The sequence below is a fragment of the Vogesella sp. XCS3 genome (genome assembly GCF_020616155.1).
Lineage (GTDB): Bacteria > Pseudomonadota > Gammaproteobacteria > Burkholderiales > Chromobacteriaceae > Vogesella.
Genome location: NZ_CP085530.1, coordinates 98297 through 122346, shown reverse-complemented (window position 1 = coordinate 122346; position 24050 = coordinate 98297). Strand labels below are relative to the sequence as shown.

Here is a 24050-nt window from a genome sequence, read left to right as displayed (position 1 = left end):
GCCCTGTGGCCGGCAGCGTGCCGTCGCCCTGCCATCTAAACGCGGAAACGTTAATGCGGCATTTCATTGCCATGCCGTTGCCATTAACAATTGCAACACCCGCCGCGCCCTGCCTAGGCCAAGGCCAGCAAACGCGCCAGGTCGTCGCGGCGGTAAGGTTTGGCCAGGAACGGCACCCCGGCCGGCCAGTCGCTGCGACGGGCGTGGTGCTCGGGCGGCAGGCCGGAAGTCAGCACCACGCGCAGCGCCGGGTAGGCGGCCTGCAGCGTGCGGTACAGCCGCACGCCGTCACCGCCCTCGCCCAGCATGATGTCGGACAGCACCAGGTCTGCCTCGCCACCGGCTGCCAGCCAGCCCAGTAGCGCCGCCTCGCTGGCAAACACGCTGACTCGCGCCCCCAATGCGGCCAACTGTTGCTGGGCGGTATCGCGCACGTCGGCGTCATCCTCCACCAGCAATACGTGGCGCGCAGGCAGGACCGCCGGCAGCGCGCTGGCGCTGGCTTGCGGGCTATGCTGGCCGGCGCTGGCCGGCAGCTCGATGCACACGGTAGTGCCCTCGCCCTGGCGGCTGTGAATGGCCAGCTCGCCACCGCTTTGCTTCACAAAACCGTACACGATAGATAGCCCCAGGCCACTGCCCTTGCCCTGCGCCTTGGTGGTAAAGAACGGCTCCAGCACGTGCGGCAATACCTCGGGCGGAATGCCAGGCCCGTCGTCCTGCACATTGATGGCCACCCAGTCGCGGCCGTCGCGCTGGATACGGCCAACCCTTAGCTGCAGGCTGCCGTGCTCGCCCATCGCCTGCGCGGCATTCAGTGCCAGGTTGAGGATGGCGTTTTCCAGCTGGCCGCGGTCCACCTGCACCACCAGGCCTTCCGGCGCGTCCACACTGACGCGGATGCCATCGCTGACGCTGTATTCCACCAGGTCCAGCATCTCGTACAGCATGTCGCCTACGTCCACCCGCTCGGTACACAGGGGCTGACGGCGGGCAAAGGCCAGCAGCCGGCGGGTGAGCGCCGCCGCCTTGTTGGCCGCTACGTGAGCGCGCTCCAGCCGCTGGCGCGCCTCGGCCGGCAGGTCGGCGCGTTGTTCCAGCAGCTCCAGGTTGCCCAGGATGGCGATCAGGATATTGTTGAAGTCGTGCGCCACGCCACCGGTAAGCTGGCCCAGTACTTCCATTTTCTGCATCTGCTGCAGCTGCGCCTCGGCGGCGCGTCGTGCCGATACGTCGCGGCATACCGCCACCCAGCCGCCTTCCGGCATGGCGTGGCTCATGAACTCCAGCACGCGCCCGCCGGGCAGGTGCAGCTCGGCGTGGCTGGCAATGCGGTGGCTGTCGTCCGGCTGGGCCACGGTGTCGCCGGCCACCGCCTCCCAGCGCGTGCCAGCCGGCATGGCAGCACGCAGCGCGGTGTAGGGCATGCCGCTGTACAGACTGCCAGCCGTCATGCCCAGCTGCGCCGGGAACTGCGGGTTCCATACCATCAGTTTGCCGTCTTCGTCGTACACCGACAGGCCGTCGTGCATGCTGCGAAACACCGTCTGCAACAGGCGGCGCTGCGCCTCAATACCGTGTGACAGGCGCTGCTTTTCCAGCAGGTTGTCGCGGAATACCTGGAAGGCGCGTGCCAGATCGCCGATTTCGTCGGCCTGCTCGGTAGCCGGCGTCAGCTGCTCGGTATCGCCGCCGGCCAGCCGGCTCATCACACTGGAAATGGCCTGCATGCGCTGCGCGACGCGGCGCACATAAGCCGCGGCCAACATGGCCACCGCCACACCAATAGCTGCCAGCAGCAAGGCACTACTGCTACCGGAGCGGATTTCGGTGGCCATCTGCCCGCTGCGGTCGTCGGCTTGCTGGCGGATAGCCTGCACGTAGCGGGCGGTACGGCGGCTAAGGTGCTCGGCATTGCTGCGGTACAGCTGTAGCAGTACCGCAATGCGTTCGCCGCTTTCGGTCAGCTCGCGCTGCTGCTCGAACAGATTTTGTGGTGCCTGCACCATCACTTCCAGCTCGACCACCAGCCAGTCTGGCAGCTGCGACGATTCGCCGCGTTGCTGCATGGCCAGCATCAGCGCCTCGGCGCTGGCTTCCAGCTCGCCCAGCCGGGCGCGGTCGCGCGATAGCGGCACCGCCAACAGCGTTTGCCACAGTGGAATCAGCGTGGGCGCCTGCCTGGCCTGCGCGGCGTGCTGTGCGGCCAACCTGCCGCCCAGCTCGTCCAGCCGCGCCATGTAGATATTGAGGATTTGCTGGCTGCGGCGGCGCTGCGCCGATAGCAGCAGCAGTTGCGACAGGTCGCGCTCGGCGCCTTCGAGCATGCTGCTCACCGCCAGCTGGCGGTCGGCTTCTGGTGGCAGGTTTTGTGATAACTGGCGGATTTCGCGCGTGAGCGCCTGCAGCCGGTTAATGTCGCGCGACAGCGTTTCCGGCGCGTAGCTGTCGGCCAGCGACGGCGCGATGGCGGCAATTTGCGATACTTTCTCGGCCAGCTCCAGCACGCGGGCCAGCTCGGGCATCACTTCCTCGCGAAAGCCGGTGAGGGTGTCCAGCGTATTGCGCATAGCGCTGATGCTGACCACGATCACCACCAGCATCAGCACAAATAGCAAGACAAAAGCCGCCTGCAGCCGGGCACGTATAGGCTGGCTACGCAGCTGTTGCAACAGGGTGGGCATCATGCGCTCTGGGTTTTGCTGACGCTGGCGCGAAACACATAGCCGGCGCCACGTTCGGTACAGATCAGCGCCGGCAGGCGCGGGTTGGGTTCGATCTTGCGGCGCAGGCGCAGGATCAGCACGTCGATGGTGCGGTCGAATACCTCGGTGTCCAGGCCGCGGGTTTGCTCCAGCAGCTGCTCGCGGCTCCACACCCGGCCGGGGTGGCGTACCAGTGCGGCCAACAGCGCGTACTCGCCCTGGGTGAGCGGGCATGGCTCGCCGCCACGGCTATGGCGCAGCTCGCGGGCGGTGGCATCCAGAATCCAGTCGTGAAAGCAGTAGCACTCGTGCGCCTCGCCCGGTTTGCGCAGCATGGGCAACGATAGCTCGGTGGCTCGGCGCAACGCGGCACGCACCCGTGCCAGAAATTCACGGCCGGAAAACGGCTTGGTCAGGTAGTCGTCGGCGGCCAGCTCCAGCCCCAGCACGCGGTCGGTTTCGTCGCCTTTGCCGCTCATCATGATGATGGGCACCGCCGACTGTGCACGCAGCGTGCGCGCCAGCTGCAAGCCGTCTTCGCCCTTCAGCCGCAGGTCCAGCACCACCAGCGCAAAGCTGTGCTGTTGCAGCGCTGCCTGCATCTCGCGGCCGTTGGCCGCCCCTACCACCGCGTAGCCACAATCCTGCAGCAGCTCGGCCAGCCAGTCGCGGATGTCGGCCTCGTCATCCACAATCAGCACGGCATGCCTGTCGTCCATGTTTGTCTCCCTTTTTTACCATCAGGTTTAACAGAAAGCGGCACAGCGTGTGTTTCAATTATTTCAAACCGCAGGCAATAAAAAACCCTGCGCGCGCAAGCAGGCAGGGTATCTGGCAAGGTTGGCCGCAAGCCGCGGCCGGGGGACTTAGCTGGCGCTGGCGTCGCCGGCCATTTGCGATTGCTGGTAATTGGCCAGGCCTACCAGGTCGATCAGCTTGATTTGCTGTTCCAGCCAGTGGGCGTGGTCGTTTTCGGTTTCTTCCAGCAGCACCATCAGCTGTTCGCGGGTGATGTAGTCGCGCTCCTGCTCACAGACGGCGATCACGTCTTTCAGTGCTGCAGCCACGCGGTATTCCACGTCCAGGTCGCTTTTGAGCATGGACGGCACGTCGTCGCCGATGACGATAGGCACACGCTTGGCCACGTTGGGCTTGCCGCCCAGGAAGAGGATGCGGGCGATCAGGGTACGAGCGTGTTCCAGCTCGTCCTCGCGCTCGTGGTCGATACGGGCAAACAGCTTGTTCAGACCCCAGTCTTTATACATCTCGGCGTGAACAAAATACTGGTCTGCGGCAGACAGCTCTTCTGCCAGCAGGTCGTTAAGCAGCGCGATGATCTTTGGATGGCCTTGCATGGTGTTTGCCCCTGTAATACTTGGTCATGATTCGAATAGGCGGATTCTAGTACAGGCCACCCAGCCTGTCATGGTACATTTTTGCGAATTATTCGCAATAATATTCACTTTACCACCATCGATACGCGGCAATAGGGCATTTAATTTTAACAAAACCCTATTTATCGCACTAAAAATGACAGCTATTGAATCGCCATGCCAAATCCGCCCACCATCAGGCCAACACATGGCAAAGTAGCGCCTGCGCCTGTGTACCAGTAAAATCCAGCCAACTGAAAGCTAGCCCGAAAGAGAACAATACAATGACCATCAAATCCGACAAGTGGATTCGCCGCATGGCCGAAGAACACGGCATGATCGAGCCGTTTGTGTACGACCAGGTCAAGAACGTGAACGGCGAAAAGGTGATCTCGTTCGGCACCTCCAGCTACGGCTACGATATCCGCTGCGCCGACGAATTCAAGGTGTTCACCAATATCAACAGCACCATTGTCGACCCGAAAAACTTCGACCCGGATTCGTTTGTAGAAGTCTCCGGTAAGGGCTACTGCATCATCCCGCCCAACAGCTTTGCACTGGCCCGCACCGTGGAGTATTTCCGCATCCCGCGCTCGGTACTCACCGTGTGCCTGGGGAAATCCACCTACGCCCGTTGCGGCATTATCGTGAACGTAACGCCGTTCGAACCGGAATGGGAAGGCTACGTCACTCTGGAGTTTTCCAACACCACCCCGCTGCCAGCCAAGATCTACGCCAACGAAGGCGTGGCCCAGGTGCTGTTCTTCGAGTCAGACGAAATCTGCGACGTATCGTACAAAGACCGTGCCGGCAAATACATGGGCCAGGTTGGCGTTACCCTGCCCCGCCCTTGAACAAGCCAGTACACCCGTACAACGCGGCCCCGGCCGCGTTTTTTGTTTTGGGTCAAAACTCGCAATTTCTGGCGGCTGGTCTAGGATGAATTCAGGGCGCACCAATCATGGTTCGCCCTGGGCACAGCAAGCCGTTTCTTATGAGCGTTGTGGTTCCCCCTTGCCGCTTCGCTCTTTTTTTGGCATATTTAATTGTGTGCAATTTAATTTTTCAAAATTGAAATAACCCATGTCCATCTACCAATACCGCGTACCCGCCCTGCTGGGCGGCGACATCCAGCTGGCCGACTACCAGGGCAAGGTGCTGCTGCTGGTCAACACCGCCAGCGAGTGTGGCTTTACCTATCAGTACGAAGGCCTGGAAGCACTGCACCGCGAGCTGGGCGAGCAAGGCCTGGCGGTAATCGGCTTCCCTTGCAACCAGTTTGGCAAGCAGGAACCCGGCGCCGCCGAAGCCATTGGCAGCTTTTGCCAGAAAAACTACGGCGTCAGCTTCAGGCTGGCGGCCAAGGTAGACGTCAACGGCGCCCACGCCCACCCGCTGTGGCAATACCTGAAACAGCAGAAAGCCGGCATTCTGGGCACCCGTGGCATCAAGTGGAATTTCACCAAGTTTCTGGTGAATCGCCAGGGCCAGGTGGTTGGCCGCTTTGGCCCGCGTACCAAGCCGGAAGCGCTGCGCAGCGAGATCGAGCGCCTGCTATGACGCCGGAGCTGCAACTGGATCGCCAACTGTGCTTTGCGCTGTACGCGGCCAGCCGCAGCATGACGCAGGCCTACCAGCCGCTGCTGAACGCGTTGGGGCTGACCTACCCGCAATACCTGGTGCTGCTGGTGCTATGGGAGCAAGACGGTGCCAGCGTCAAGCAGCTGGGCGAACGCTTGCTGCTGGATTCCGGTACCTTGACACCGCTCTTGAAACGGCTGGAAGCGGCCGGCCTGCTGCTGCGGCGGCGCGCCAGCAACGATGAACGGCGGGTAGAAGTATGGCTAAGCGACGCCGGCAAGGCACTGGAAACACAGGCCGCCGCCATCCCGCAGGCCATGCGCTGCCGCTACGGCGCAGAGGGGCGCGAGGCGGAATCGGCCATGCTGCGACAAACCCTGCAGCAACTGACCATGCTGCTGCAGGGCAAGCCGGGCTAGATGGCTTCGCTGGCGGCCTGGCACGGGCTGTCCAGCGCCTCGCGCGCCAGCCTGGCCAGTGCATCCAGGTCTTCGTCCAGGTGCTGCTGCATATGGCGCAACGCCCCGGCCAGAATGGCCGATGCCAGCAAGGCCTCGTCGCACTGGAACACTTGCGCCATGGCACGCAGCTGGCTGCAAGTCTGGTGATTGAGCGGTAACGCCAGCTGGCGCACCGGGTCGACGGATAACAGCTGGCCCAGGTCGCGCCCTTCGGCCTGGTGGCGTTCCAGCTGGGCAATGAAGTCATGCAGTGTATCGTTCACGTGTCACCTCCGTTTTCCGGGCAGACGCCCGTTCCAGCATGGCACACGCGGCCAACATTCCTAGCCCGATAGCGATAAAAAATGATCGCTATCAATCGCTTAGGTAAACACCCTAGCCCTCATGCAGGTCGCCATCGATATAGCGCCAGGCACCGTCTTCACGGCGAAAACGGCTGGTCTCGTGCAGGCGGTAGGCACGCCCCCCCACCTTGTAGCGCGCCACGAACTCGACAGTGCCGGTGTCGTCACCCTCAGCACCACCCGTGGCGGCCAATACCTGCAAGCCCAACCACTTCACGCCATCGTCGGCACTCAGGTCCAGACTGGCGGGGCGGGTGTCGCTAGCCCAGCTTTGCAGCAAGTAGGGTTCCAGCTGCAGCACAAAGGCGCTGTAGCGCGAGCGCATCAGCTGCTCGGCACTGGCAGGCAATGCACCGTGGTGATAAGGGCCGCAGCAATCAGCGTAAGGCAGAGGTTGGCCGCAATGGCAGCCGGTGGTGACAGGCGTTTTTTTCATGGTGCAAAGATCAGCGCGGCAGCGGTGGCAGGCTGTAGAGCTTGAGCAGGAATTGGGTAAAAGCCGGGTTAGCGGGTTTGTCTTGCAGCGCGGGCCAGCGGCGTTGCCACATCTCCAGACGGTCTTCCATCTGTTTTTGCGCACGGGCACTGTCGATCTGGCCGGCATCGCGCTGCTGGGCAATGCGGCGATAGGTACGGAAAACGTCGTCGTCCACCGCGTTGCGGCCAACCTGCTGCTGACGCAGGGCATCCAGCCGGTCCGCGACATGCACGCGGGTCAGCTCGCCTTTGCCCACACGCGGCGCCAGCAGCTGCGCCTCGCGCATCAGCGTATCGGCAGCGGCATTGCCACCACCCAGCTCCTGCAAGGTGGCACAACCTGCCAGCCACAACAGGGACAGAATCAGAAGCAGTCGTTTCATGTAGCCGATTGTAAACCCGAATAGCGGCTGGCGCTGCCTTGCCTTTCCATAAAAGAAAAACCCTGCCACGCAGGCAGGGTTGCAGCCGAGGTGCCAGCGATAATCAGTCGGCCAAGTGCTGGAACAGCGCGGTAGACAGATAGCGCTCGCCAAAGGATGGAATCACCACCACGATCAGCTTGCCGGCGTTTTCCGGGCGCTTGGCCAGCTGTAGCGCAGCCCATACCGCCGCGCCGGACGAGATACCTACCAGCACACCTTCCTGGGTGGCCACATTGCGGGCGGTGTCGAAGGCATCGTCGTTACCTACACGGATGATCTCGTCGTAGATACCGGTATTGAGGATAGGCGGCACAAAACCGGCACCGATACCTTGGATCGGGTGCGGGCCCTTGGCACCACCGGACAATACCGGCGACGCGTCAGGCTCGACTGCCACGATCTGTACCCCTGGCTTGCGTGCTTTCAGCACTTCGCCCACGCCGGTGATGGTGCCGCCGGTGCCCACGCCGGCTACCAGGATATCGACCTGGCCGTCGGTATCGCGCCAGATTTCTTCGGCGGTGGTGTTGCGGTGGATCTCGGGGTTGGCCGGGTTTTCAAACTGCTGCGGCAGGTAGTGGGTATCCGGGTTGGCCGCCACGATCTCGCGGGCTTTGGCGATAGCGCCGCCCATGCCGTCCGGGCCGGGGGTCAGCACCAGCTCGGCACCGTAGGCGCGCAGTAGCTGGCGGCGTTCACGACTCATGGTTTCCGGCATGGTGATAATCAGCTTGTAGCCGCGTGCGGCACACACCATGGCCAGGCCAATACCGGTATTGCCCGAAGTCGGCTCCACGATCACGGTGCCAGGGCCGATCTTGCCGTCTTTCTCGGCGGCTTCGATCATGGCTGCGGCAATACGGTCTTTCACGCTGTGGCCCGGGTTGAAGAACTCCAGCTTGGCCACTACGGTGGCGCCGGCGCCTTCGGTGACACGGTTCAGGCGTACCAGCGGGGTGTTGCCGATAAGGTCGGTGACGGAAGAGGCAATACGCATTGTTTATTCTCCTGTTGAGCGCACGGCGCGGGCCGTTATGCTGCGCAATTCTATACAGCCACACCTGCGCTGACTAATACCGTTTTTTGCTAAGTTTCGAACGCTTGCCTATAACCGGTGCTAGCTGATGCCCGGCATCACACGGCAGCCGGCTTGCCATACGCTGTCATCGAAGGCGACCAGCACAATGCGCTGCAAGTCGTGCGCCGGCGCGGCGGCCAACCATTGTGTCATGGCCTGCCACGCCACATGCATGGCGGCTAGTGCCGGGTAGCCGTACACGCCACAGCTGATGGCCGGAAACGCCAGCTCGCGTACACCGCGGCTGGCGGCCTCATCCAGGCAATGGCGGTAGCACTGCGCCAGCTGTTCGGCCTCGCCTTCATCACCACCACGCCATAGCGGGCCAACGGTATGGAATACCCAGCGCGCCGGCAGTGCGAAACCGGGCGTGACCCGCACCTCGCCCACCGGGCAAAACCCATGCTGCAGGCAGGCTTGCAGCATGCCCGGGCCAGCGGCTCGGTGTATGGCGCCGTCCACCCCGCCACCGCCACGCAAGCCGCGGTTGGCCGCATTGACGATAGCGTCTACCGCCAAGCGTGTAATATCACCGCGCCACAGCTCAATGGTGACACCGTGCTGCCTGGTCAACATACGCATCCTTTTCTGGCTACAACCGTAGCCCGATAAAAACAAAACCCCTCTAGCACAAGCCGGAGGGGTTGGTTTACCGCAAGACTGAGTGTCTTACTCAGCAGCAGGCTCGATGGCCGGTGCTGCAACTACCGCGTCGGGTGCGACACCCTCGGCAGCAACAGGCAGGTCTGCTGCCGGCGCTACAGCGTCTGCCTTGGCTGGGCGTGGCTGCGCCATGCGTTCGGCTGCGGCTTTTTCTTCCGGGCTCACCACACCTACCGGCTTCATCGCCAGGTCAAAGCGCTTGCCACCACGGGCCAGCGACTTGATATAACGCTGACGGCGGCAGTGGTTGGCCAGTACACGGGCCACCAGCTGTGCATCAAACTGCGGCAGTGCTGCGATCAATGCCTCGTGGATACCCAGTGCCAGCGGCAGGAAACGCTTGAATACTTCGTATTTGGCGTAAACATGGGCGGCAATCATTTCGGTCTGGCTTTTCTTGCTCAGACTTTGTACTGCCGTCTTCAGTGCGGCACCCAGTGCCGTTTCATTATTGGATTTCATTGCATTCTTCATGGTTCAAGTCACTGGGCAAAACACGTTTGCGCGCAGTCCTTTCAAAAACAAGACACTAGGACAGCGACGCCATCCGGCAAAAAGGGGGCTATCTTAATGCAGCACGCGCCCAGACGCCAGCCGCATGACACTACTTACCAGCAGTTGGCCGCAGTATAGCCGCTGGTGGCGCTGCTGACGCCTTTCAAGCCCGTGCTGCTCAGCGTCAGGATGTTGCACTTGTCGGTATTCTGCCCGGCTTTGCTTTGCGGGGTGGCGTTCAAGGTGTAGCTGGCAGCAGGGTTGGCCGCAGTAATGCTGATGCTGTAAAAACCGTTTTCGGTCACACCACTGCTACTCAAACCCATAACGGTACCTAGCGAAGCAATCGTCGTACTGTACTGATTATTCACTGAGTAGTAGCGCTCCTGTGCCAACGCGACAGCAGCCAATGCCGTTTTGGCCTCGGTACGGTTGGAACGCACGACATAATCGCGGTACATCGGCATGGCGATGGCAGACAAAATACCGACGATAGCCACCACGATAACCAGCTCGATCAAGGTAAAACCCTGGTTTTGCTTCATTTTTTCTCCATTAGGGCACGACAACACTTGCCTGCCCTTGCTTGCCAAAGCCAGTTGGCCGCTTACTCTTCTACCGATACTACCGCTTCCAACGCGGTGACCGAATCATTACGCACACCGGTACCGCTGGCCACGATGCGGTAATAGACCTTACCCGCGGACGCTGTACAGTTATTGACGCAACCTATGGTATAGCTGGCCGATGCGCCAGCCAGCGATGAGACCACATTGCGTGCGGGGAGCGAATTGGAGGCTGTAATACTGGCCAGGTCGTCAACCGTGGTCAGGTAGATCTCCCCTTCTCGCAGCGCTGCTTCCGCAGCCAGAAACGAAACGTTTTTTTCACGCAGATTGCCCGATATCTTCTCTTGCACGATGGCGCTTTTGGTCACGGCAAAACCCAGCAAGCCTAACACCAGCAGGAAGACCATCACCACCAGCAGGGAAAAACCCTGCTGCATTACTGCCCTGCTCATGGGATATTCCTCAGATAAACCGAAGACCGGAACACTTTTGCAATCGCGCGGTTGGCAGGGGTATACGCATTACCATCACAGTCTGCTGCAATAGTCTGGCTTACCGGGCTGACATTGTTCTCCAGCGATTGCACCAGCATGCATAACCTGACTGCATACACCGCCGAAGCCGGTGCGTTCTGTACATACTGGTCTGCAATGCGGTCCAGCGGGTTCACGCTATCCTGGCCGTATTGCAGCCTTAACTGCACGACTCCAGGCACCACCTCGGTGCCATCGCACATCAAGCTGCTACCACTGGTATTGATCATATGCGTGGCAGTGGTACTGGCTGCCACCCCCTGACCCTGGCAATTCACCAGGCTGGTATCATCGGCACCTCGGTAACGCACCTGCACCGTGCCTGAGGTACCCAGCAACACCTGCCCTGCCGCCATGGCCAGTGCGCTACCACTGGCGTTTTGCAGGACAAACACGCTACTGAAATCCTTAGTGGCCACCTCAACTGCGCCAATATAGCCCGCCTGGCGCAGCTGCTGCGCCAGCCAGGAGCTGGCAAAGCGGCCACGCTCCTGAATATCTGCCTGGGCCTGCTGGGTGCGGTAGGTCATTTTGTTAGCCACAAAAAACTGTGCTGCTACCAGAATCAGAAAGAGCGACAGTGCCAGCGACAGCATCAACTCGATAATGGTCAAACCGGCTTGTTTGCTTCTCATGATACTCACCGGAATGTGTAACTGATGCTGGCAACCGCAGCCGACGCACGCGATTCTTGCCATGTGACGGAGACCTGTAGAGAACAGGGCTGGCTGGCTGCCGCACCGGCTGCCAGCGAGAAATTGCAGTTGGCCGCCGTAATGCCACTGGCTACAGCGCCGTTACGCAACAAATTCAGCGCCCATGTTCCTTGCGGCAACGTGCTGGAGGTATTACTTACCCACTGCGTCATCGAGGCTACATCAGCGTTCACAATGGCTGTCTGGCTGGCATTGGCCACTTTGGCACACTCTGCCACCCGGTCTGTCAGCGCCGTATTCGACGCCGCCTGCAGGTAGCACGCCACGACTGGCGCCAGGATATACACGCTATTGTCTTCGTCGTAACGGTAGATGCTGTCAGCGGTATTAGTGCGCATACGCTCCGAAAAAGCCACCGCGTATTCACTGGCAGCGGTACGCAAATAGGCAGCATTGGTCGCTTGCAGGGCATTAGTCTGTAACGCAGAAATCGCCAGCAAACCAAAGCCGATGATGACCACCGACACCAGCAGCTCGACAAAGGCAAAACCACGGTTACGATAAGCTAGCATCATTATTGCCCCATCCCGCCACCGGCCCGGATACTGCCATAGACCGCGATCGATACAGAAGCAGAAGTCGTTGCAGCCGCATCCTGAAAAACGATACTGCCGGCGTTGTTAGGCCGGCCGCTAGCGGCAAAACGAACACTGGATAACGTAGTCGAAGCAACAGTGCCCGCCTCCGCTTGGTGGACCTTGATAACCGACCCACTAGCCACGGTGATCCAGCTCTTGCTCCAATTATTCGTCACAGCCCCGGCACAGCTCGCTACTGTAGTATCTGAAGCCGCACAGACTTCGACAGTCTGCCCACGGCGTATCGCCTCGGAGCGGGCGTTATTCAGGTCGGAAGCCAGTGCATAGGCGAATGACTGCACCTTGTTCTGCGCGACAAAACGCGAGTAGGCCGGCACGGCATACGACATGACGATGGCGATGATGGCTACCGTAATGATTAGCTCTACCAGCGTAAAACCCCGTTCCTGCGTCATAGCTGCCTTATCCGACCCTGCTCGATACTACTTTTAGATTAGTGCATCGTGCTTATGGCACGGCACACACTTTACAAAACCAAACTCGCGATAAAACCAAGCGTACCGCAGTGCGCTCTATCGATACAAACATATCTCCGACATTTGCTTATAGCTGTTAAAAGGCAATTTCATTTTAAACCAGCCATGCCTGTTGCTACCCAGTGCGCCACATTGCTATATCGACATGCACCGCAAGCCCTTGAGCCACGCTCAGGGCAATAAGCTGGCGCTGAGCTCGGCCAAACGGTGCAAACCCCGCTCGTACGCGTCGCTCCACGGGTAGCAGCACGACAGCCGGATACAGTTGCGGTAGCGGCCACGCGGCGAGTACAGCGCGCCGGGCACCACCAGCATCTTTTCCGCATACGCCGCCCGCGACAGCTGCAGCGAGTCGGCCTCGCCCGGCAACTCCACCCACAGCAGGCAGCCTCCGGTAGGCGAGGTGGCACGGGTACCCGCCGGAAATACCTGCGCCACCACATCCTGCAAGCGCGCCATCTGCGCCTGGTAATGGCGGCGCAAGAAGCGCAGGTGCTGGTCATAGGCGCCGTCCTGCAGATACACCCCCAGCGTTTCTTCCAGCAGGCGCGGCTGCGACAGCGACGAGGCAAACTTCAGCCGTGTCAGCTCGCGGCGGTAGCGGCCGGGCGCGATCCAGCCCACCCGGAAGCCGGGCGCCAGCGTTTTGTTGAAGCTGCCGCACAGCAGTACGTAGCCATCTGTGTCGTACGCTTTCACCGCGTCCGGCGTCAGCTGGCCGTAAAACAGGTCGGCGTGCGGGCAGTCTTCGATCAGCGGCACGCGGTGCGCATTCACCAGTGCGGCCAACCTTTTCTTGTTTTCCGGCGGCATGGTGGCGCCCAGCGGGTTGTGCACGGTGGGCATCGCCACAATGGCCTGCAGCCGTTTTTCTTCCAGCAGCAGCTCCAGCGCGTCCAGCGACAGACCGGTGGTGGGATGGGTGGGGATCTCGATCACGTTGAGGCCCAGGCTTTTCAGCAAGGGCAGCAGCAAAAAGTAGGTAGGCGACTCCAGGCCTATGGTGTCGCCGTGCTTGCAGACGGTGCGCAGCGCCAGTTGCAACGCCTCGGTGCAGCCATTGGTGGTGACGATGTCGTCGGCTGCCAATGACACGCCCCAGGCCAGCGCCCTCCGCGCCACCTGTTCGCGCAGCGGCTGCGCGCCGGGCGGGTAGCTATAGTCGGTAGCCAGCGTGGGCTGTTCGCGGCTGAGCTTGTGCAGGATGTGCTTCAGGCGCGTGGTGGGGTAAAAATCGCCGCCGCGCGGCGAGGCCATCGACAGGTCCAGATAGCCGGGCTGCTGCTGTGCGGCCAACACCAGCTCGATGTTATCCAGCACCTCATCGCCGGTGGCCACCGTACCGCTCTGGCGCCGCATGTGCGGCAGCGGCAGCCGCGTCTGGGTGCGCACATAAAAGCCGGACTGCGGGCGTGCCTCTACCAGCCCCCGCTCTTCCATCAAGCGGTAGGCGGCCAGGATGGTGGCCGGGCTCACCTCGTACTGGGCGCAGGCTTTGCGTACCGACGGCATTTTCTCGCCCGGGCGCAGCACGCCGCGCTGGATCAGCGCCGTCCACTCGTTGACCAGCTGCATGTAAAGGGTGTCTTGCGCCATGGCCTGCTCCACCGGCACAGTTTGGCCGATTATGTACCAGCACAGTTGGCCGCATACCAAACTGTGATGGTTGCAAATTGAAAATTCTGAATCTGTTATTGTAATGCGTCGCGCCTTATCATGCAGCCCATCGTTTAATACCTTGTTGCCGCACCCGATGAATACCGCTGCCCTGCTGATTTACCTGTCCGTGATGGCGCTGACCCCCGGCCCGAATAACCTGATTCTGGCCGCCAGTGGCCTCAATCACGGGTTTGGCCGCACCGTGCCGTCGCTACTGGGCATTTCCACCGGTATCGCGCTGCAGTCGGCCATCATCATCCTGTTCATGAGCCAGCTGGCTCCGCTGCTGGGCGCGCTCAAACCGGCACTGACCCTGGCGGGTTGCGCCTACCTGCTATACCTGGCCTGGCAGATGAAACAGGCAGGCACGCTGGGCGAGCAGGCCGAGGAGCAGCAACCGATGAGCTTCATGGGTGGCATCTGGTTCCAGTGGCTGAACCCCAAAACCTGGATGATGAGCCTGAACATGGGCATGGTATTCCTGCCGCAGGATATGCCGGCCGGCCAGGCCGCTGTGCTGTTCTTCCTGCTGGTATTCATCACCATGATGCCATGCATCAGTGTATGGGCCGGCGCTGGCGTGGCGCTGCAAAAGCTGCTGAACACCCCGCGCCGTCTGGCCTACTTCAATGGTGCCATGGCGCTGACGCTGGCGGGCACCGCGCTGTGGCTGCTGCTGGACAGCCTGCCAGCTGGCCACCTGAGCGCGGCCAACTTCCCGATCTGACCGTTTCCCGCCACCGCGGCCGCCCTGCCTGGCGGCCGTTTTATCGCCTGCGCGGTTTGCCCGCCCTTTCGCTGGCAACGTACAATACCGGTTTTACGATTCACAGCAGGCGTAGACCATGATCCGCACCCGTTTTGCCCCCAGCCCCACCGGTTTCCTGCACATCGGTGGCGTGCGCACGGCACTGTTCTCCTGGGCGTTTGCCCGCAAGCAAGGCGGCACCTTTGTGCTGCGCATCGAAGACACCGACCTGGAACGCTCCACCCCGGAATCGGTAAAAGCCATTATGGACGGCATGCACTGGGTAGGTCTGGACTACGATGAAGGCCCGTTCTACCAGACCCAGCGCTTTGACCGTTACAAGGAAGTGATCCAGCAACTGCTGGCCAGCGGCCACGCCTACTACTGCTACTGCAGCAAGGAAGAGCTGGAAACGCTGCGCGCCGAACAGGAAGCCCGCGGCGAAAAACCGCGCTACGACCGCCGCTGGCGCCCGGAGGCAGGCAAGACCCTGCCGCAGCCACCGGCCGACGTGCAGCCGGTAGTACGCTTCAAGACCCCGCTGACCGGCTCGGTAGCGTGGGAAGACGCGGTCAAAGGCCGCATCGAGATCAATAACGAAGAGCTGGACGACCTGATCATCGCCCGCCCGGACGGCAGCCCCACCTATAACTTCTGTGTGGTAGTGGACGACTGGGACATGAACATCACCCACGTTATCCGTGGTGACGATCACGTCAACAACACCCCGCGCCAGATCAACATCCTGCTGGCCCTGGGCGCGCCGCTACCGGTATACGGCCACCTGCCGATGATCCTCAACGAAGACGGCCAGAAGATGTCCAAGCGCCGCGACGCCGTCAGCGTGGTGGACTACGCCGCCAAGGGCATCCTGCCGGAGGCGCTGCTGAACTACCTGGCACGCCTGGGCTGGGGCCACGGTGACGAAGAATTCTTCAGCATGGGACAGTTCGTCGAATGGTTCTCGCTGGAAGCGGTCAGCCCGTCCGCCAGCCGCTTCAACAACGAAAAATTCCTGTGGCTGAACGCCCAGCACATCAAGGCTGCCGACAATATCCGCCTGGCCGGCCTGATCGCCGAGCGCCTGGCTGCGGCCAACGTGGACACCCGCCAAGGCCCGGCCCTGGCCGACGTAATCGCACTGGTAAAAGAGCGCGTGCAAGACCTGAACGCGCTGGCTCGCGAAGTGGACTACTTCTACGCCAAGCGCACTGCACAAGCGGAAGACGTGGAAAAGCACCTGCAAGCCGACAGCCTGGCGCGCATGCAGCGCTTTGCCGACCGCCTGGCCGCGCTGGACAGCTGGAACGCCGAGAGCATTCACGGCCTGTTCAAGCCGTTCTGCGCCGACGAAGGCATCAAGATGGGCCAGCTGGGCATGCCGCTGCGCGTGCTGGTGTGCGGCACCACCCAGACCCCGTCGGTCGACGCGGTCTTGGCACTGATCGGCCAGCAAGAAGTACTGCGCCGCATCCGCAGCTAAGCACAACAGCCTGCCAGCATACAGCCAACCCCTCCGCGCCCTGCGCGCGAGGGGTTTTCTTTTGTGCCCATGCCATGCCAGCACAGCAGTACATACCGGTTAATACCGAAAGAAGCGGGCAAACAGCGCATTGATGCCAATGTGGCCGAGCTGGCTGACAGAGCAGACAAATCTCTTGGCATGGCCCGCAGCGCAGGGTTGGCCGCACCGCTGTGCGGCAGCTACCAGGGCACATAAAGGGAAATTGAGGGGCGCATGGCGGTTTGGCCGCCACCGGCACGGCGATAGCGCCAGCGCAAAAAGAAAAAACCGCAGGCGGCAAGCATGCGGTTTTTCTGGTATCTGGTCGGGGTGAGAGGATTCGAACCTCCGGCCTCTACGTCCCGAACGTAGCGCTCTACCAGGCTAAGCTACACCCCGAATAAGGACTGATCTGTCAGGATAAATACTGGTCGGGGTGAGAGGATTCGAACCTCCGGCCTCTACGTCCCGAACGTAGCGCTCTACCAGGCTAAGCTACACCCCGCGACCCATTCATTTATCCTGAAACTGACAGTTTGCCGCGGTTTTGCGTTACAATCTGCCGATCTCAGAGGACAAAGATTATCTATCAATTATGTGGTTTAAGCAACTGTCTTTCTTTCGGCTGGATGAGAATTTCACCATCGACAGCGACAAGCTAGCCGATCAGCTGGCCAAACGTCCTTTCCAGCGCTGTAGCGGCCTGGACTGGTTCAGCGAAGGCTGGGTCGCCCCCGCCAGCCACCTGGATAGCCCGCTGCACCAGGCCCGTGGTTACCAGATGCTGACCCTGCGCCGCGAAGACAAAGTACTGCCCGCAGGCGTGATTCGCGACCACCTGGACAGCAAGCTGGCCGAGATCGAGGCTGCCGAGCTGCGCAAGGTTGGCCGAAAGGAAAAGCTGGCACTGAAAGAGCAGATCACCGACGACCTGCTGCCACGCGCCTTTACCCGCTCCGGCCGTACTACTGCCTATATCGATAGCCAGCGCGGCTGGCTGATGGTCGATAGCGGTACCGCCAGCAAAGCAGAAAACCTGGTGTCCACCCTGCGCGAGGCACTGCCACCGTTCCCGGCTGCACTGCCACGCACCGCTGTATCGCCGCACGCGCTGATGACCGACTGGCTGGCCGCTGGCGAAGCAGGCTTTGGCTTTGAGCTGGATGCCGAATGCGAGCTGAAAGACAGCAGCGAGAACGGCGCCGTGGTGCGCTGCACCCGCATCGACCTGACCGCCGATGAAATCCGCCAGCACATTGCCACCGGCAAACAGGTAACCCGCCTGGGTCTGATCTGGCGCGAGCGCATCCGTTTTGTACTCACCGACCAGCTGCAACTCAAACGCCTGCAGTTCCTGGATGTGCTGCAAGAAGAAGCCAGCCAGGCCGGCGACGACCTGGCCAGCCTGTTTGAAGCCACCTTCCTGCTGATGGCGGAAGAGCTGGGCGACCTGGTAAACGACCTGGTCGCCGCGCTGGGCGGCCTGGAAGCCAGCCAGCAAGGTTCGAGCACACCAGCCGCAACGGCCACACTCAGCCAGCCAGAAAACGGCAAGCCCGACACCATCGACGTGCCCTGGGCTTAAGCCTGACAGCCACACCACCGCAGGCGGTGGTGTGGTTTCGCCACATCACTCATGACAAAGCGATAGTTATCCTGTCTATAGTTATAACCATTTGCTGTAAAATCGTGTAGGCTGAAATCTGCTACTTCTTAATGCCCGCACCACCATGAACACCAAAGCCAGCAAAACACCTGCCGCAGCCCCCCCGCCAGAGCCGCCACCGCTGCCGCCCGTTGAGAACGAGGTGTTCCTGGCCGGTTTATCCACGACACATGGTGAACAGCTGCTAGCGCTGATGGATGGTGGCAGCCCGATTTACGTATTTGTACGGCGCAGCTTTGGCAAGACCCAGCAGTCCGACTTTTTCCGCATCCAGTTTGCCGCGTACGCCCAGCTACAAGGTGGCCAGTGGAAGCTGTATCAGGGCGAAGTCAGCGAGTGGCTCAATACGCGCAACTGCCTGCAAGTCTCGGTAGATCACCCGCGCCAGACTGTGCAGTTTGGCCCCAAGTCCGGCTTTAACCTGAGTGCCGAGTTAACCGGGCTAGGCTTGACCAGCTACGCCTACGCCCAGGCCATTTTGTGGCTGAAAGCGCACTATTCCGAATACAGCGTCCAGCCCACCACCCTGCCCAACCCAGAGGCCGAGGGCGAAGAAGCGCGCATCAAGCGTAATGCACGCCTGGCGGCGCAAGGCTTTGACATAGAGTTTCTGGATAGCGAGCAGCGCTCCGGGCGCTACTTCAAGGACAAGATTTCACGCCTGATCAGCAGCTGGGAAACCGAGAAAATTACCGAGGTACCTGTCAGCGCGCTGCTGGACAATATCGCACGGCTGGATGGCGAAAAAGCCGAGCTGCAGCGGCAGGTGCACGCCATCAAAACCCAGGAACGCTCGCTGGAAGACTCGCTCAGCAAAGAAAAGCAGACCAACCTGGTGTTGACCGGCGTGACCTGCTTTGTGCTGGTTTTTACCCTGATGGGCATCTTCGGCCTGTACTAGGCGCGCATCACTCAGTAAAAAAGGTTGGCCGCGGCCAACCTTTTTACTTTATCCGCTGCCCTAATCGAAACCCAGCGCCTGTGGCTTCTCTACCGGCAGCCCGGCAGCCACCCACGCGTCAAAGCCGCCCGCCATCGATACCACCTGCCCAAAGCCCATATCCTGCATCACCTTGGCGGCCAGCGCCGCCCGACCGCTGGTTTTGCAATACAGCAAGATGGCGCGCGAGGTATCACCCAGCGTAGCGTCGCCAGACAAGCGGAACTCCAGCAAGCCACGCGGCACATTAACCGCCCTGGCCAGATGGCCGGCGTGGTACTCCTCCGGCTCGCGTACATCCAGCAGCAGTACGCTACCGGTGGCGACCAGCATCTTGGCTTCTTCCAGCGTGCATTCTTTGATTTCTGCCTTGGCAGCAGCCACCAGCTCGTGTGCATTGCGTTTCAGCATGATCTCTCCTGTATTGAAATAGCGATCGGCCAAGTGCCATCGTCAGACCATGATAATGCCGAGGTTGTACATTATCAATTTTTATATTATGTTAAGGATAGCCAATTTCCCCGGGAGCCCACCGTGCACCTGCTTCGATTCAGTGTGATTGCCCTCAGCGCCAGCCCTGCCCTGGCCAGCCCGCTACCCACCTTGTTGCTGGGCAACCTGCAGCAACATGCCAGCTACCAGAGCCAGGGCGTGGTACAGGCGCAACGCAGCGCGCAGCTGGCGGTACCGGTATCCGGGCGCATTACCCAGCTTAGCGCACGCGCTGGCGATAGCGTCAAGGCCGGCACCGTACTGGCGCGCGTTGATGGCGAGGCGGCACAGCAGTCGGCCAGCGCCAGCCAGGCGCAGATCGCCGCTGCGCAAGCACAGCTAGAACAAGCGCGACGCGAGTTTGCCCGCACCCAAAAGCTGGCCGCGCAAAACTTCATCAGCGCATCGGCGCTGGATGGCGCGCAAGCACAGCTGAAAACAGCCGAAGCGCAGGCGCGCGCCCAGATCGCTGCCGCCCGCGCTGCCGGCGCCCAGGCTGGCCTGTACCAGCTTAGCGCCCCGTTTGCGGGCACCATCGCCCGCGTCAACGGCGACCTGGGTGCGCTGGCCATGCCGGGCCAGGCGATTGTCGAGCTGTACGATGGCAACGCCCTGCGCGTGGAAGTACAGCTGCCAGCCAGCGTGTATGCCAACGTTAACCAGCAAGCCACACCCACGCTCAACTGGCGCGGCCAAGTATTAAAGGTTGGCCGCATCGAATGGTTCCCGGCTACCGACGCCAATAGCCAAACCCGCACCGTACGCGTCAATCTGCAAGCAGGCAGCCCGGTACCGGTAGGCGAGATGGTGCAAGCCGGCTTTACCCTGCGCAGCAGTGACAGCCAGCTGCGGGTGCCCGCCGCCGCCGTGAGCCGCCAGCGCGAGTTTGACGCGGTGTATACCGTAGATGTCAGCGGCCGCCCCAGCCTGCGCTATGTGCGGCTGGGCAGTATCGAAAGCGGCACCTTCCCGGTGCTGGCCGGCCTGCGTGCCGGTGAACGCATCGCCGCCAACGCCGAACAGGCTGCCGCCCTGACCCGTACACCAGGAGCACGCTGATGGATAGCCCGCACAAGCTGGGTGTGGCCGGCCGGCTGGCCGCGTTTTTCCAGCACGCCCGCATCACACCACTGATTGCCCTGCTGGCCCTGCTGCTGGGCCTGTTTGCCGTGCTGGTGACCCCGCGCGAGGAAGAGCCGCAGATCAACGTCACCATGGCCAATGTGCTGATCCCCTTCCCCGGCGCCAGTGTGGAAAGTGTGGAAAGCCTGGTGGCGCAGCCGGCCGAGCAGGTCTTGGGCCAGATCGATGGCGTGGATCACCTGTACGCCGTCAGCCGGCCGGGCATGGCCATTCTTACCGTGCAGTTCAAGGTAGGCGTGCCGCGCATCGACGCGCTGGTACGCCTGTACGACACCATCCACAGCCACGGCGACTGGCTGCCGCAAGGCCTGGGCGTAGGCCAGCCGCTGATCAAGCCCAAGGGCATCGATGATGTGCCCATCGTCACCTTTACCCTGCACGCCCGCGACAACAGCCTGGGCAGCCTGGACCTGGAACGCATCGCCCACGCGCTGGAAGGCGAGCTCAAACGCGTGCCCGGCACCCGCGAAGTCACCACCATCGGCGGCCCCGGCCAGGCCATCAATGTGAGCCTGCTGCCGCAAAAGCTGCAAGCCACCGGCCTCACCGTGGACGACCTGCGCCAAGCGCTGGCTGCGGCCAACCAGGCGCTGCCGCTGGGGCAAACCGTGAACCGCCAGGCCATTACCGTAGAGGCCGGGCCGTTCCTGCAAAACGCCGAACAAGTCGCCAGCCTGATCGTGGCAGTACGCAATGGCCGGCCGGTGTACCTGCGTGACGTGGCCGAAGTCAGCGCCGGCGCGCAGCAAGCCAGCCATTACGTGTGGTACGGCGACGCACTGGGAAGCGCTCCCGCCGTCACCCTCAGCATCACCAAAAAACCGGGGCAGAACGCGGTAGATATCGCCGACGCGCTGGCGCAGCGCGTGGACCAGCTGTACGGCACACTGCTGCCGGATAATGTGGAGGTAACGCTCACCCGCAACTACGGCGCCACCGCCAACGACAAGGCGCAGAAGCTGATCCAGAAACTGGCTTTTGCCACATCCGCCGTCGTGGCGCTGGTCATGCTGGCGCTGGGCCGGCGCGAGGCGGCCATTGTCGGCGTAGCCGTCATTCTTACCCTTACCGCCACGCTGTTCGCGTCGTGGGCCTGGGGCTTCACGCTGAACCGCGTGTCGCTGTTTGCGCTGATCTTCTCCATCGGCATCCTGGTGGACGACGCCATCGTGGTGGTGGAAAACATCCACCGCCACCGCCAGCTCACGCCGGATGCCAGCCTGAGCGAGCTGATCCCGCGCGCGGTGGATGAAGTAGGCGGCCCCACCATCCTGGCTACCCTCACCGTTATCGCCGCCCTGCTGCCCATGGCTTTTGTATCCGGCCTGATGGGCCCGTACATGAGCCCGATACCGATCAACGCCTCGATGGGCATGCTGATCTCGCTGGCCATTGCCTTTGTACTGACACCGTGGCTGGCGCAGCGCTGGCTGCCACGGCAACACCAGCACCACGATGGCTTATCCGCCCGTCTGCAACCGTTGGCCGCAAAATTGTTCGCGCCGTTTCTGCATGCGCAGCGCGGCGGCCGTGCCCGCAGCCTGCTGATGCTGGGCGTAGCCGGCATGGTGGCGCTATCGCTGGCGCTGCCGGTGGCCAAGCTGGTGGTGCTGAAAATGCTGCCGTTCGATAACAAATCCGAGCTGCAGCTGGTGGTGGACATGCCGGCAGGTGCGCCGCTGGAAGACACCGCCGCTGTGATGCAAAGCCTGGGCAACTGGCTGGGGCGACAGCCCGAGGTGGTGAACTACCAGGCTTACGCCGGCACCGCCGCACCGATCAACTTCAACGGCCTGGTACGCCAGTATTACCTGCGCAGCGGTTTTGAGAGCGGCGACATCCTGATCAACCTGCAGGACAAACACCAGCGCCACGAATCCAGCCACAGCCTGGCGCTGCGCTACCGCCCGGCGCTGCAGCAGATTGCCCGCCTGTACGGTGCACGGATCAAGCTGGTGGAAGTACCACCCGGCCCGCCGGTAATGGCCCCCATTGTGGCCGAGGTGTACGGGCCATCCGCCGCGGGCCGCACCAGCGTAGCGCAGCAACTGGAAGCCGTATTCAAGCGTAGCCAGCACGTAGTGGACATAGACAGCAGCGTGCAGCCGCAAGGCCCGCGCAGTGTCCTGCTGATCGACCGCGAAAAAGCCATGCAGCGCGGTGTGCCGCAAGCTGCGATTGTCAGCACGCTGGCCGCCGGGCTGGCTGGCGACAACGCCACCTGGCTGCGCGACCTCAGCAAATACGCGGTGCCAGTACAGCTGCGCCTGCCGCAGGCCTTGCAGGCCGATACCCACGCGCTGCTGGCGCTGCCGGTACGCGCCGGCAATGGCAGCGTGATGCCTCTGTCCGAGCTGGTGACCGCCGTACCGGCCGACACCGAACGCCCGCAGCTGCGCAAGGATGGCATGGCGGTAGACTACGTGACCGGCGATATGGCCGGCGGCGAAGACAGCCCGCTATACGGCATGTTTGCCATGCGCGGCCAACTGGCCAGCATCAAGACCGCCAACCTGCAGCCGCTGGGCGAGTACTTTATCCACCAGCCAGCCGATGCGCAGCGCGAGTACGCCATCAAGTGGGACGGCGAATGGCAGATCACCTACGAAACCTTCCGCGACATGGGTGCCGCCTACGCCGTGGGCCTGGTGCTGATCTACCTGCTCGTGGTGGCCCATTTCGGCTCCTACCTGATGCCACTGATCATCATGGCGCCGATTCCGCTGACGCTGGTGGGCGTGATGCCAGGCCACGCGCTGCTGGGCGCGCCATTCACCGCCACCAGCATGATCGGCATGATCGCGCTGGCCGGCATCATCGTGCGCAACTCCATCCTGCTGGTGGACTTCATCCGGCTGGAAGTGGCCGCCGGCAGTGCGCTAGCCAGCGCCGTAGTGCGCTCGGCCGCTACCCGTGCCCAGCCCATCGCCCTGACCGGCCTGGCCGCCATGATAGGCGCGCTGTTTATCCTGGACGACCCCATTTTCAATGGCCTGGCCATCTCGCTGATCTTCGGCATTTTCGTGTCCACCCTGCTGACGCTGGTGGTTATCCCGCTGCTGTATTACATCGCCTTCCGCGGCCACGCCGCCGGCGGGCACACTCCGGAGGTACCCCATCATGACCATTGAACGCGCTATCCGCTTTTTTGCCGGCTGCATGATCCTGCTGTCGCTGGCGCTGGGCGCCGACGCCAGCCCGCTGTTTATCAGCAAATACTGGCTGTGGCTCACCGCCTTTGTTGGCGCCAACCTGCTGCAGTACTCGCTAAGCAACTTCTGCCCGCTGGCGCTGCTGCTCAAAAAGCTGGGCCTGCCCGAACAGACAGTCTGCCTTCAGAAATAGTGTATTCGTGCCGATAGGGTGAGCTGGCGCAGATCCGCCGCCACCCGACACCCTTCTA

At 61.8% G+C, this 24050-nt stretch carries 26 protein-coding genes and 2 tRNA genes; 10 read left to right on the top strand and 18 right to left on the bottom strand.

Features of this window, described 5'->3' with window-relative positions:
• Positions 1–113 precede the first annotated feature (113 nt).
• From LCH97_RS00645 to bfr, 3 genes are all read right to left on the bottom strand, one after another.
• Positions 114–2687 (bottom strand): ATP-binding protein, encoded by a 2574-nt coding sequence (locus tag LCH97_RS00645; protein ID WP_227302906.1) that lies wholly within the window; start codon positions 2685–2687, stop codon positions 114–116.
• Positions 2684–3424, bottom strand: coding sequence for a response regulator (locus LCH97_RS00640; RefSeq protein WP_227302905.1), 741 nt, complete (start codon positions 3422–3424; stop codon positions 2684–2686). Before LCH97_RS00640 ends, LCH97_RS00645 begins: the two co-directional genes overlap by 4 nt.
• Before the next feature lie 147 nt (positions 3425–3571).
• Complete coding sequence (gene bfr, locus LCH97_RS00635; protein ID WP_227302904.1) at positions 3572–4060, bottom strand: bacterioferritin; 489 nt, start codon at positions 4058–4060, stop codon at positions 3572–3574.
• Between the two features lie 302 nt (positions 4061–4362).
• Here bfr and dcd point away from each other — a divergent pair, with 302 nt between their 5' ends.
• The 3 genes from dcd (at position 4363) to LCH97_RS00620 (ending at position 6078) form a co-directional block, all read left to right on the top strand.
• Positions 4363–4932: a dCTP deaminase gene (dcd, locus tag LCH97_RS00630; RefSeq protein WP_227302903.1), complete on the top strand. Its 570-nt coding sequence runs from the start codon at positions 4363–4365 to the stop codon at positions 4930–4932.
• Between the two features lie 229 nt (positions 4933–5161).
• The gene (locus LCH97_RS00625) at positions 5162–5638 is read left to right on the top strand and encodes a glutathione peroxidase (protein WP_227302902.1); all 477 of its coding nucleotides are present in this window, start codon (positions 5162–5164) and stop codon (positions 5636–5638) included.
• Complete coding sequence (locus tag LCH97_RS00620) at positions 5635–6078, top strand: MarR family winged helix-turn-helix transcriptional regulator (RefSeq protein WP_304956721.1); 444 nt, start codon at positions 5635–5637, stop codon at positions 6076–6078. The genes LCH97_RS00625 and LCH97_RS00620 overlap by 4 nt, the downstream gene beginning before the upstream one ends.
• On the opposite strand, the gene LCH97_RS00615 is transcribed toward LCH97_RS00620, so the two are convergent.
• The 12 genes from LCH97_RS00615 to LCH97_RS00555 all read right to left on the bottom strand — a co-directional run bounded on the left by LCH97_RS00615 (position 6075) and on the right by LCH97_RS00555 (position 14091).
• Entirely contained in the window at positions 6075–6383 is a 309-nt protein-coding gene (locus tag LCH97_RS00615; protein ID WP_144372091.1) for a hypothetical protein, read from the bottom strand. The genes LCH97_RS00620 and LCH97_RS00615 overlap by 4 nt on opposite strands.
• Positions 6384–6495: 112 nt before the next feature.
• Positions 6496–6900, bottom strand: coding sequence for a YchJ family protein (locus LCH97_RS00610; RefSeq protein WP_227302901.1), 405 nt, complete (start codon positions 6898–6900; stop codon positions 6496–6498).
• A 10-nt stretch (positions 6901–6910) separates the two neighbouring features.
• Positions 6911–7324, bottom strand: coding sequence for a hypothetical protein (locus tag LCH97_RS00605; RefSeq protein ID WP_227302900.1), 414 nt, complete (start codon positions 7322–7324; stop codon positions 6911–6913).
• 103 nt (positions 7325–7427) lie between these two features.
• Complete coding sequence (gene cysK / locus LCH97_RS00600) at positions 7428–8363, bottom strand: cysteine synthase A (RefSeq protein ID WP_227302899.1); 936 nt, start codon at positions 8361–8363, stop codon at positions 7428–7430.
• Positions 8364–8483: 120 nt separating this feature from the next.
• Entirely contained in the window at positions 8484–9020 is a 537-nt protein-coding gene (locus LCH97_RS00595) for a macro domain-containing protein (protein WP_227302898.1), read from the bottom strand.
• 93 nt (positions 9021–9113) lie between these two features.
• Positions 9114–9569: a ProQ/FINO family protein gene (locus LCH97_RS00590; protein WP_227302897.1), complete on the bottom strand. Its 456-nt coding sequence runs from the start codon at positions 9567–9569 to the stop codon at positions 9114–9116.
• A gap of 146 nt (positions 9570–9715) precedes the next feature.
• Complete coding sequence (locus LCH97_RS00585) at positions 9716–10147, bottom strand: type IV pilin protein (RefSeq protein WP_304956720.1); 432 nt, start codon at positions 10145–10147, stop codon at positions 9716–9718.
• Positions 10148–10209: 62 nt separating this feature from the next.
• Positions 10210–10608, bottom strand: a complete 399-nt coding sequence (locus LCH97_RS00575) for a PilX N-terminal domain-containing pilus assembly protein (RefSeq protein ID WP_227302896.1) — start codon at positions 10606–10608, stop codon at positions 10210–10212.
• Between the two features lie 11 nt (positions 10609–10619).
• Entirely contained in the window at positions 10620–11339 is a 720-nt protein-coding gene (locus LCH97_RS00570) for a PilW family protein (protein WP_227302895.1), read from the bottom strand.
• Between the two features lie 5 nt (positions 11340–11344).
• On the bottom strand, positions 11345–11935 hold the full coding sequence (pilV, locus tag LCH97_RS00565; RefSeq protein WP_227302894.1) for a type IV pilus modification protein PilV: 591 nt from the start codon (positions 11933–11935) through the stop codon (positions 11345–11347).
• The gene (locus LCH97_RS00560) at positions 11935–12414 is read right to left on the bottom strand and encodes a GspH/FimT family pseudopilin (RefSeq protein WP_227302893.1); all 480 of its coding nucleotides are present in this window, start codon (positions 12412–12414) and stop codon (positions 11935–11937) included. Before LCH97_RS00560 ends, pilV begins: the two co-directional genes overlap by 1 nt.
• Positions 12415–12666: 252 nt before the next feature.
• Positions 12667–14091, bottom strand: coding sequence for a PLP-dependent aminotransferase family protein (locus tag LCH97_RS00555; RefSeq protein ID WP_227302892.1), 1425 nt, complete (start codon positions 14089–14091; stop codon positions 12667–12669).
• A 157-nt stretch (positions 14092–14248) separates the two neighbouring features.
• On the opposite strand from LCH97_RS00555, the gene LCH97_RS00550 reads away from it, so the two are divergent.
• The gene (locus LCH97_RS00550) at positions 14249–14881 is read left to right on the top strand and encodes a LysE family translocator (RefSeq protein WP_227302891.1); all 633 of its coding nucleotides are present in this window, start codon (positions 14249–14251) and stop codon (positions 14879–14881) included.
• A 118-nt stretch (positions 14882–14999) separates the two neighbouring features.
• On the top strand, positions 15000–16385 hold the full coding sequence (gene gltX / locus LCH97_RS00545) for a glutamate--tRNA ligase (RefSeq protein WP_227302890.1): 1386 nt from the start codon (positions 15000–15002) through the stop codon (positions 16383–16385).
• A 343-nt stretch (positions 16386–16728) separates the two neighbouring features.
• On the opposite strand, the gene LCH97_RS00540 is transcribed toward gltX, so the two are convergent.
• Together LCH97_RS00540 and LCH97_RS00535 are read right to left on the bottom strand one after the other, a co-directional pair.
• Positions 16729–16805 (bottom strand) — tRNA-Pro (locus LCH97_RS00540).
• 29 nt (positions 16806–16834) lie between these two features.
• Positions 16835–16911 (bottom strand) — tRNA-Pro (locus LCH97_RS00535).
• Between the two features lie 90 nt (positions 16912–17001).
• On the opposite strand from LCH97_RS00535, the gene LCH97_RS00530 reads away from it, so the two are divergent.
• Complete coding sequence (locus tag LCH97_RS00530; protein WP_227302889.1) at positions 17002–17991, top strand: recombination-associated protein RdgC; 990 nt, start codon at positions 17002–17004, stop codon at positions 17989–17991.
• Positions 17992–18136: 145 nt separating this feature from the next.
• Entirely contained in the window at positions 18137–18973 is an 837-nt protein-coding gene (locus LCH97_RS00525) for a hypothetical protein (RefSeq protein WP_227302888.1), read from the top strand.
• A gap of 60 nt (positions 18974–19033) precedes the next feature.
• Here the strand turns inward: LCH97_RS00525 and LCH97_RS00520 are convergent, their stop codons facing one another.
• Positions 19034–19423: a rhodanese-like domain-containing protein gene (locus LCH97_RS00520; protein ID WP_227302887.1), complete on the bottom strand. Its 390-nt coding sequence runs from the start codon at positions 19421–19423 to the stop codon at positions 19034–19036.
• Positions 19424–19546: 123 nt separating this feature from the next.
• Here LCH97_RS00520 and LCH97_RS00515 point away from each other — a divergent pair, with 123 nt between their 5' ends.
• Genes LCH97_RS00515 through LCH97_RS00505 form a run of 3 tightly spaced genes read left to right on the top strand, consistent with a single transcriptional unit; the run spans position 19547 to position 23992 of the window.
• The gene (locus LCH97_RS00515; RefSeq protein WP_227302886.1) at positions 19547–20563 is read left to right on the top strand and encodes an efflux RND transporter periplasmic adaptor subunit; all 1017 of its coding nucleotides are present in this window, start codon (positions 19547–19549) and stop codon (positions 20561–20563) included.
• On the top strand, positions 20563–23778 hold the full coding sequence (locus LCH97_RS00510) for an efflux RND transporter permease subunit (RefSeq protein WP_227302885.1): 3216 nt from the start codon (positions 20563–20565) through the stop codon (positions 23776–23778). The genes LCH97_RS00515 and LCH97_RS00510 overlap by 1 nt, the downstream gene beginning before the upstream one ends.
• On the top strand, positions 23768–23992 hold the full coding sequence (locus tag LCH97_RS00505) for a DUF2892 domain-containing protein (protein ID WP_227302884.1): 225 nt from the start codon (positions 23768–23770) through the stop codon (positions 23990–23992). Before LCH97_RS00510 ends, LCH97_RS00505 begins: the two co-directional genes overlap by 11 nt.
• Positions 23993–24050: the final 58 nt, after the last annotated feature.

Bases quoted from the DNA above. Each gene is read 5' to 3' on its own strand.
- LCH97_RS00510 (WP_227302885.1), top strand. From the start codon at position 20,563: ATGGATAGCCCGCACAAGCTGGGTGTGGCCGGCCGGCTGGCCGCGTTT.
- LCH97_RS00605 (WP_227302900.1), bottom strand. From the start codon at position 7,324: ATGAAACGACTGCTTCTGATTCTGTCCCTGTTGTGGCTGGCAGGTTGT.
- LCH97_RS00575 (WP_227302896.1), bottom strand. From the start codon at position 10,608: ATGCAGCAGGGTTTTTCCCTGCTGGTGGTGATGGTCTTCCTGCTGGTG.
- gltX (WP_227302890.1), top strand. From the start codon at position 15,000: ATGATCCGCACCCGTTTTGCCCCCAGCCCCACCGGTTTCCTGCACATC.
- LCH97_RS00590 (WP_227302897.1), bottom strand. From the start codon at position 9,569: ATGAAATCCAATAATGAAACGGCACTGGGTGCCGCACTGAAGACGGCA.
- LCH97_RS00585 (WP_304956720.1), bottom strand. From the start codon at position 10,147: ATGAAGCAAAACCAGGGTTTTACCTTGATCGAGCTGGTTATCGTGGTG.
- LCH97_RS00525 (WP_227302888.1), top strand. From the start codon at position 18,137: ATGAACACCAAAGCCAGCAAAACACCTGCCGCAGCCCCCCCGCCAGAG.
- LCH97_RS00520 (WP_227302887.1), bottom strand. From the start codon at position 19,423: ATGCTGAAACGCAATGCACACGAGCTGGTGGCTGCTGCCAAGGCAGAA.
- cysK (WP_227302899.1), bottom strand. From the start codon at position 8,363: ATGCGTATTGCCTCTTCCGTCACCGACCTTATCGGCAACACCCCGCTG.
- LCH97_RS00560 (WP_227302893.1), bottom strand. From the start codon at position 12,414: ATGACGCAGGAACGGGGTTTTACGCTGGTAGAGCTAATCATTACGGTA.
- pilV (WP_227302894.1), bottom strand. From the start codon at position 11,935: ATGATGCTAGCTTATCGTAACCGTGGTTTTGCCTTTGTCGAGCTGCTG.
- LCH97_RS00570 (WP_227302895.1), bottom strand. From the start codon at position 11,339: ATGAGAAGCAAACAAGCCGGTTTGACCATTATCGAGTTGATGCTGTCG.
- LCH97_RS00595 (WP_227302898.1), bottom strand. From the start codon at position 9,020: ATGTTGACCAGGCAGCACGGTGTCACCATTGAGCTGTGGCGCGGTGAT.
- LCH97_RS00505 (WP_227302884.1), top strand. From the start codon at position 23,768: ATGACCATTGAACGCGCTATCCGCTTTTTTGCCGGCTGCATGATCCTG.
- LCH97_RS00555 (WP_227302892.1), bottom strand. From the start codon at position 14,091: ATGGCGCAAGACACCCTTTACATGCAGCTGGTCAACGAGTGGACGGCG.
- dcd (WP_227302903.1), top strand. From the start codon at position 4,363: ATGACCATCAAATCCGACAAGTGGATTCGCCGCATGGCCGAAGAACAC.
- bfr (WP_227302904.1), bottom strand. From the start codon at position 4,060: ATGCAAGGCCATCCAAAGATCATCGCGCTGCTTAACGACCTGCTGGCA.
- LCH97_RS00620 (WP_304956721.1), top strand. From the start codon at position 5,635: ATGACGCCGGAGCTGCAACTGGATCGCCAACTGTGCTTTGCGCTGTAC.
- LCH97_RS00610 (WP_227302901.1), bottom strand. From the start codon at position 6,900: ATGAAAAAAACGCCTGTCACCACCGGCTGCCATTGCGGCCAACCTCTG.
- LCH97_RS00530 (WP_227302889.1), top strand. From the start codon at position 17,002: ATGTGGTTTAAGCAACTGTCTTTCTTTCGGCTGGATGAGAATTTCACC.
- LCH97_RS00645 (WP_227302906.1), bottom strand. From the start codon at position 2,687: ATGATGCCCACCCTGTTGCAACAGCTGCGTAGCCAGCCTATACGTGCC.
- LCH97_RS00550 (WP_227302891.1), top strand. From the start codon at position 14,249: ATGAATACCGCTGCCCTGCTGATTTACCTGTCCGTGATGGCGCTGACC.
- LCH97_RS00640 (WP_227302905.1), bottom strand. From the start codon at position 3,424: ATGGACGACAGGCATGCCGTGCTGATTGTGGATGACGAGGCCGACATC.
- LCH97_RS00625 (WP_227302902.1), top strand. From the start codon at position 5,162: ATGTCCATCTACCAATACCGCGTACCCGCCCTGCTGGGCGGCGACATC.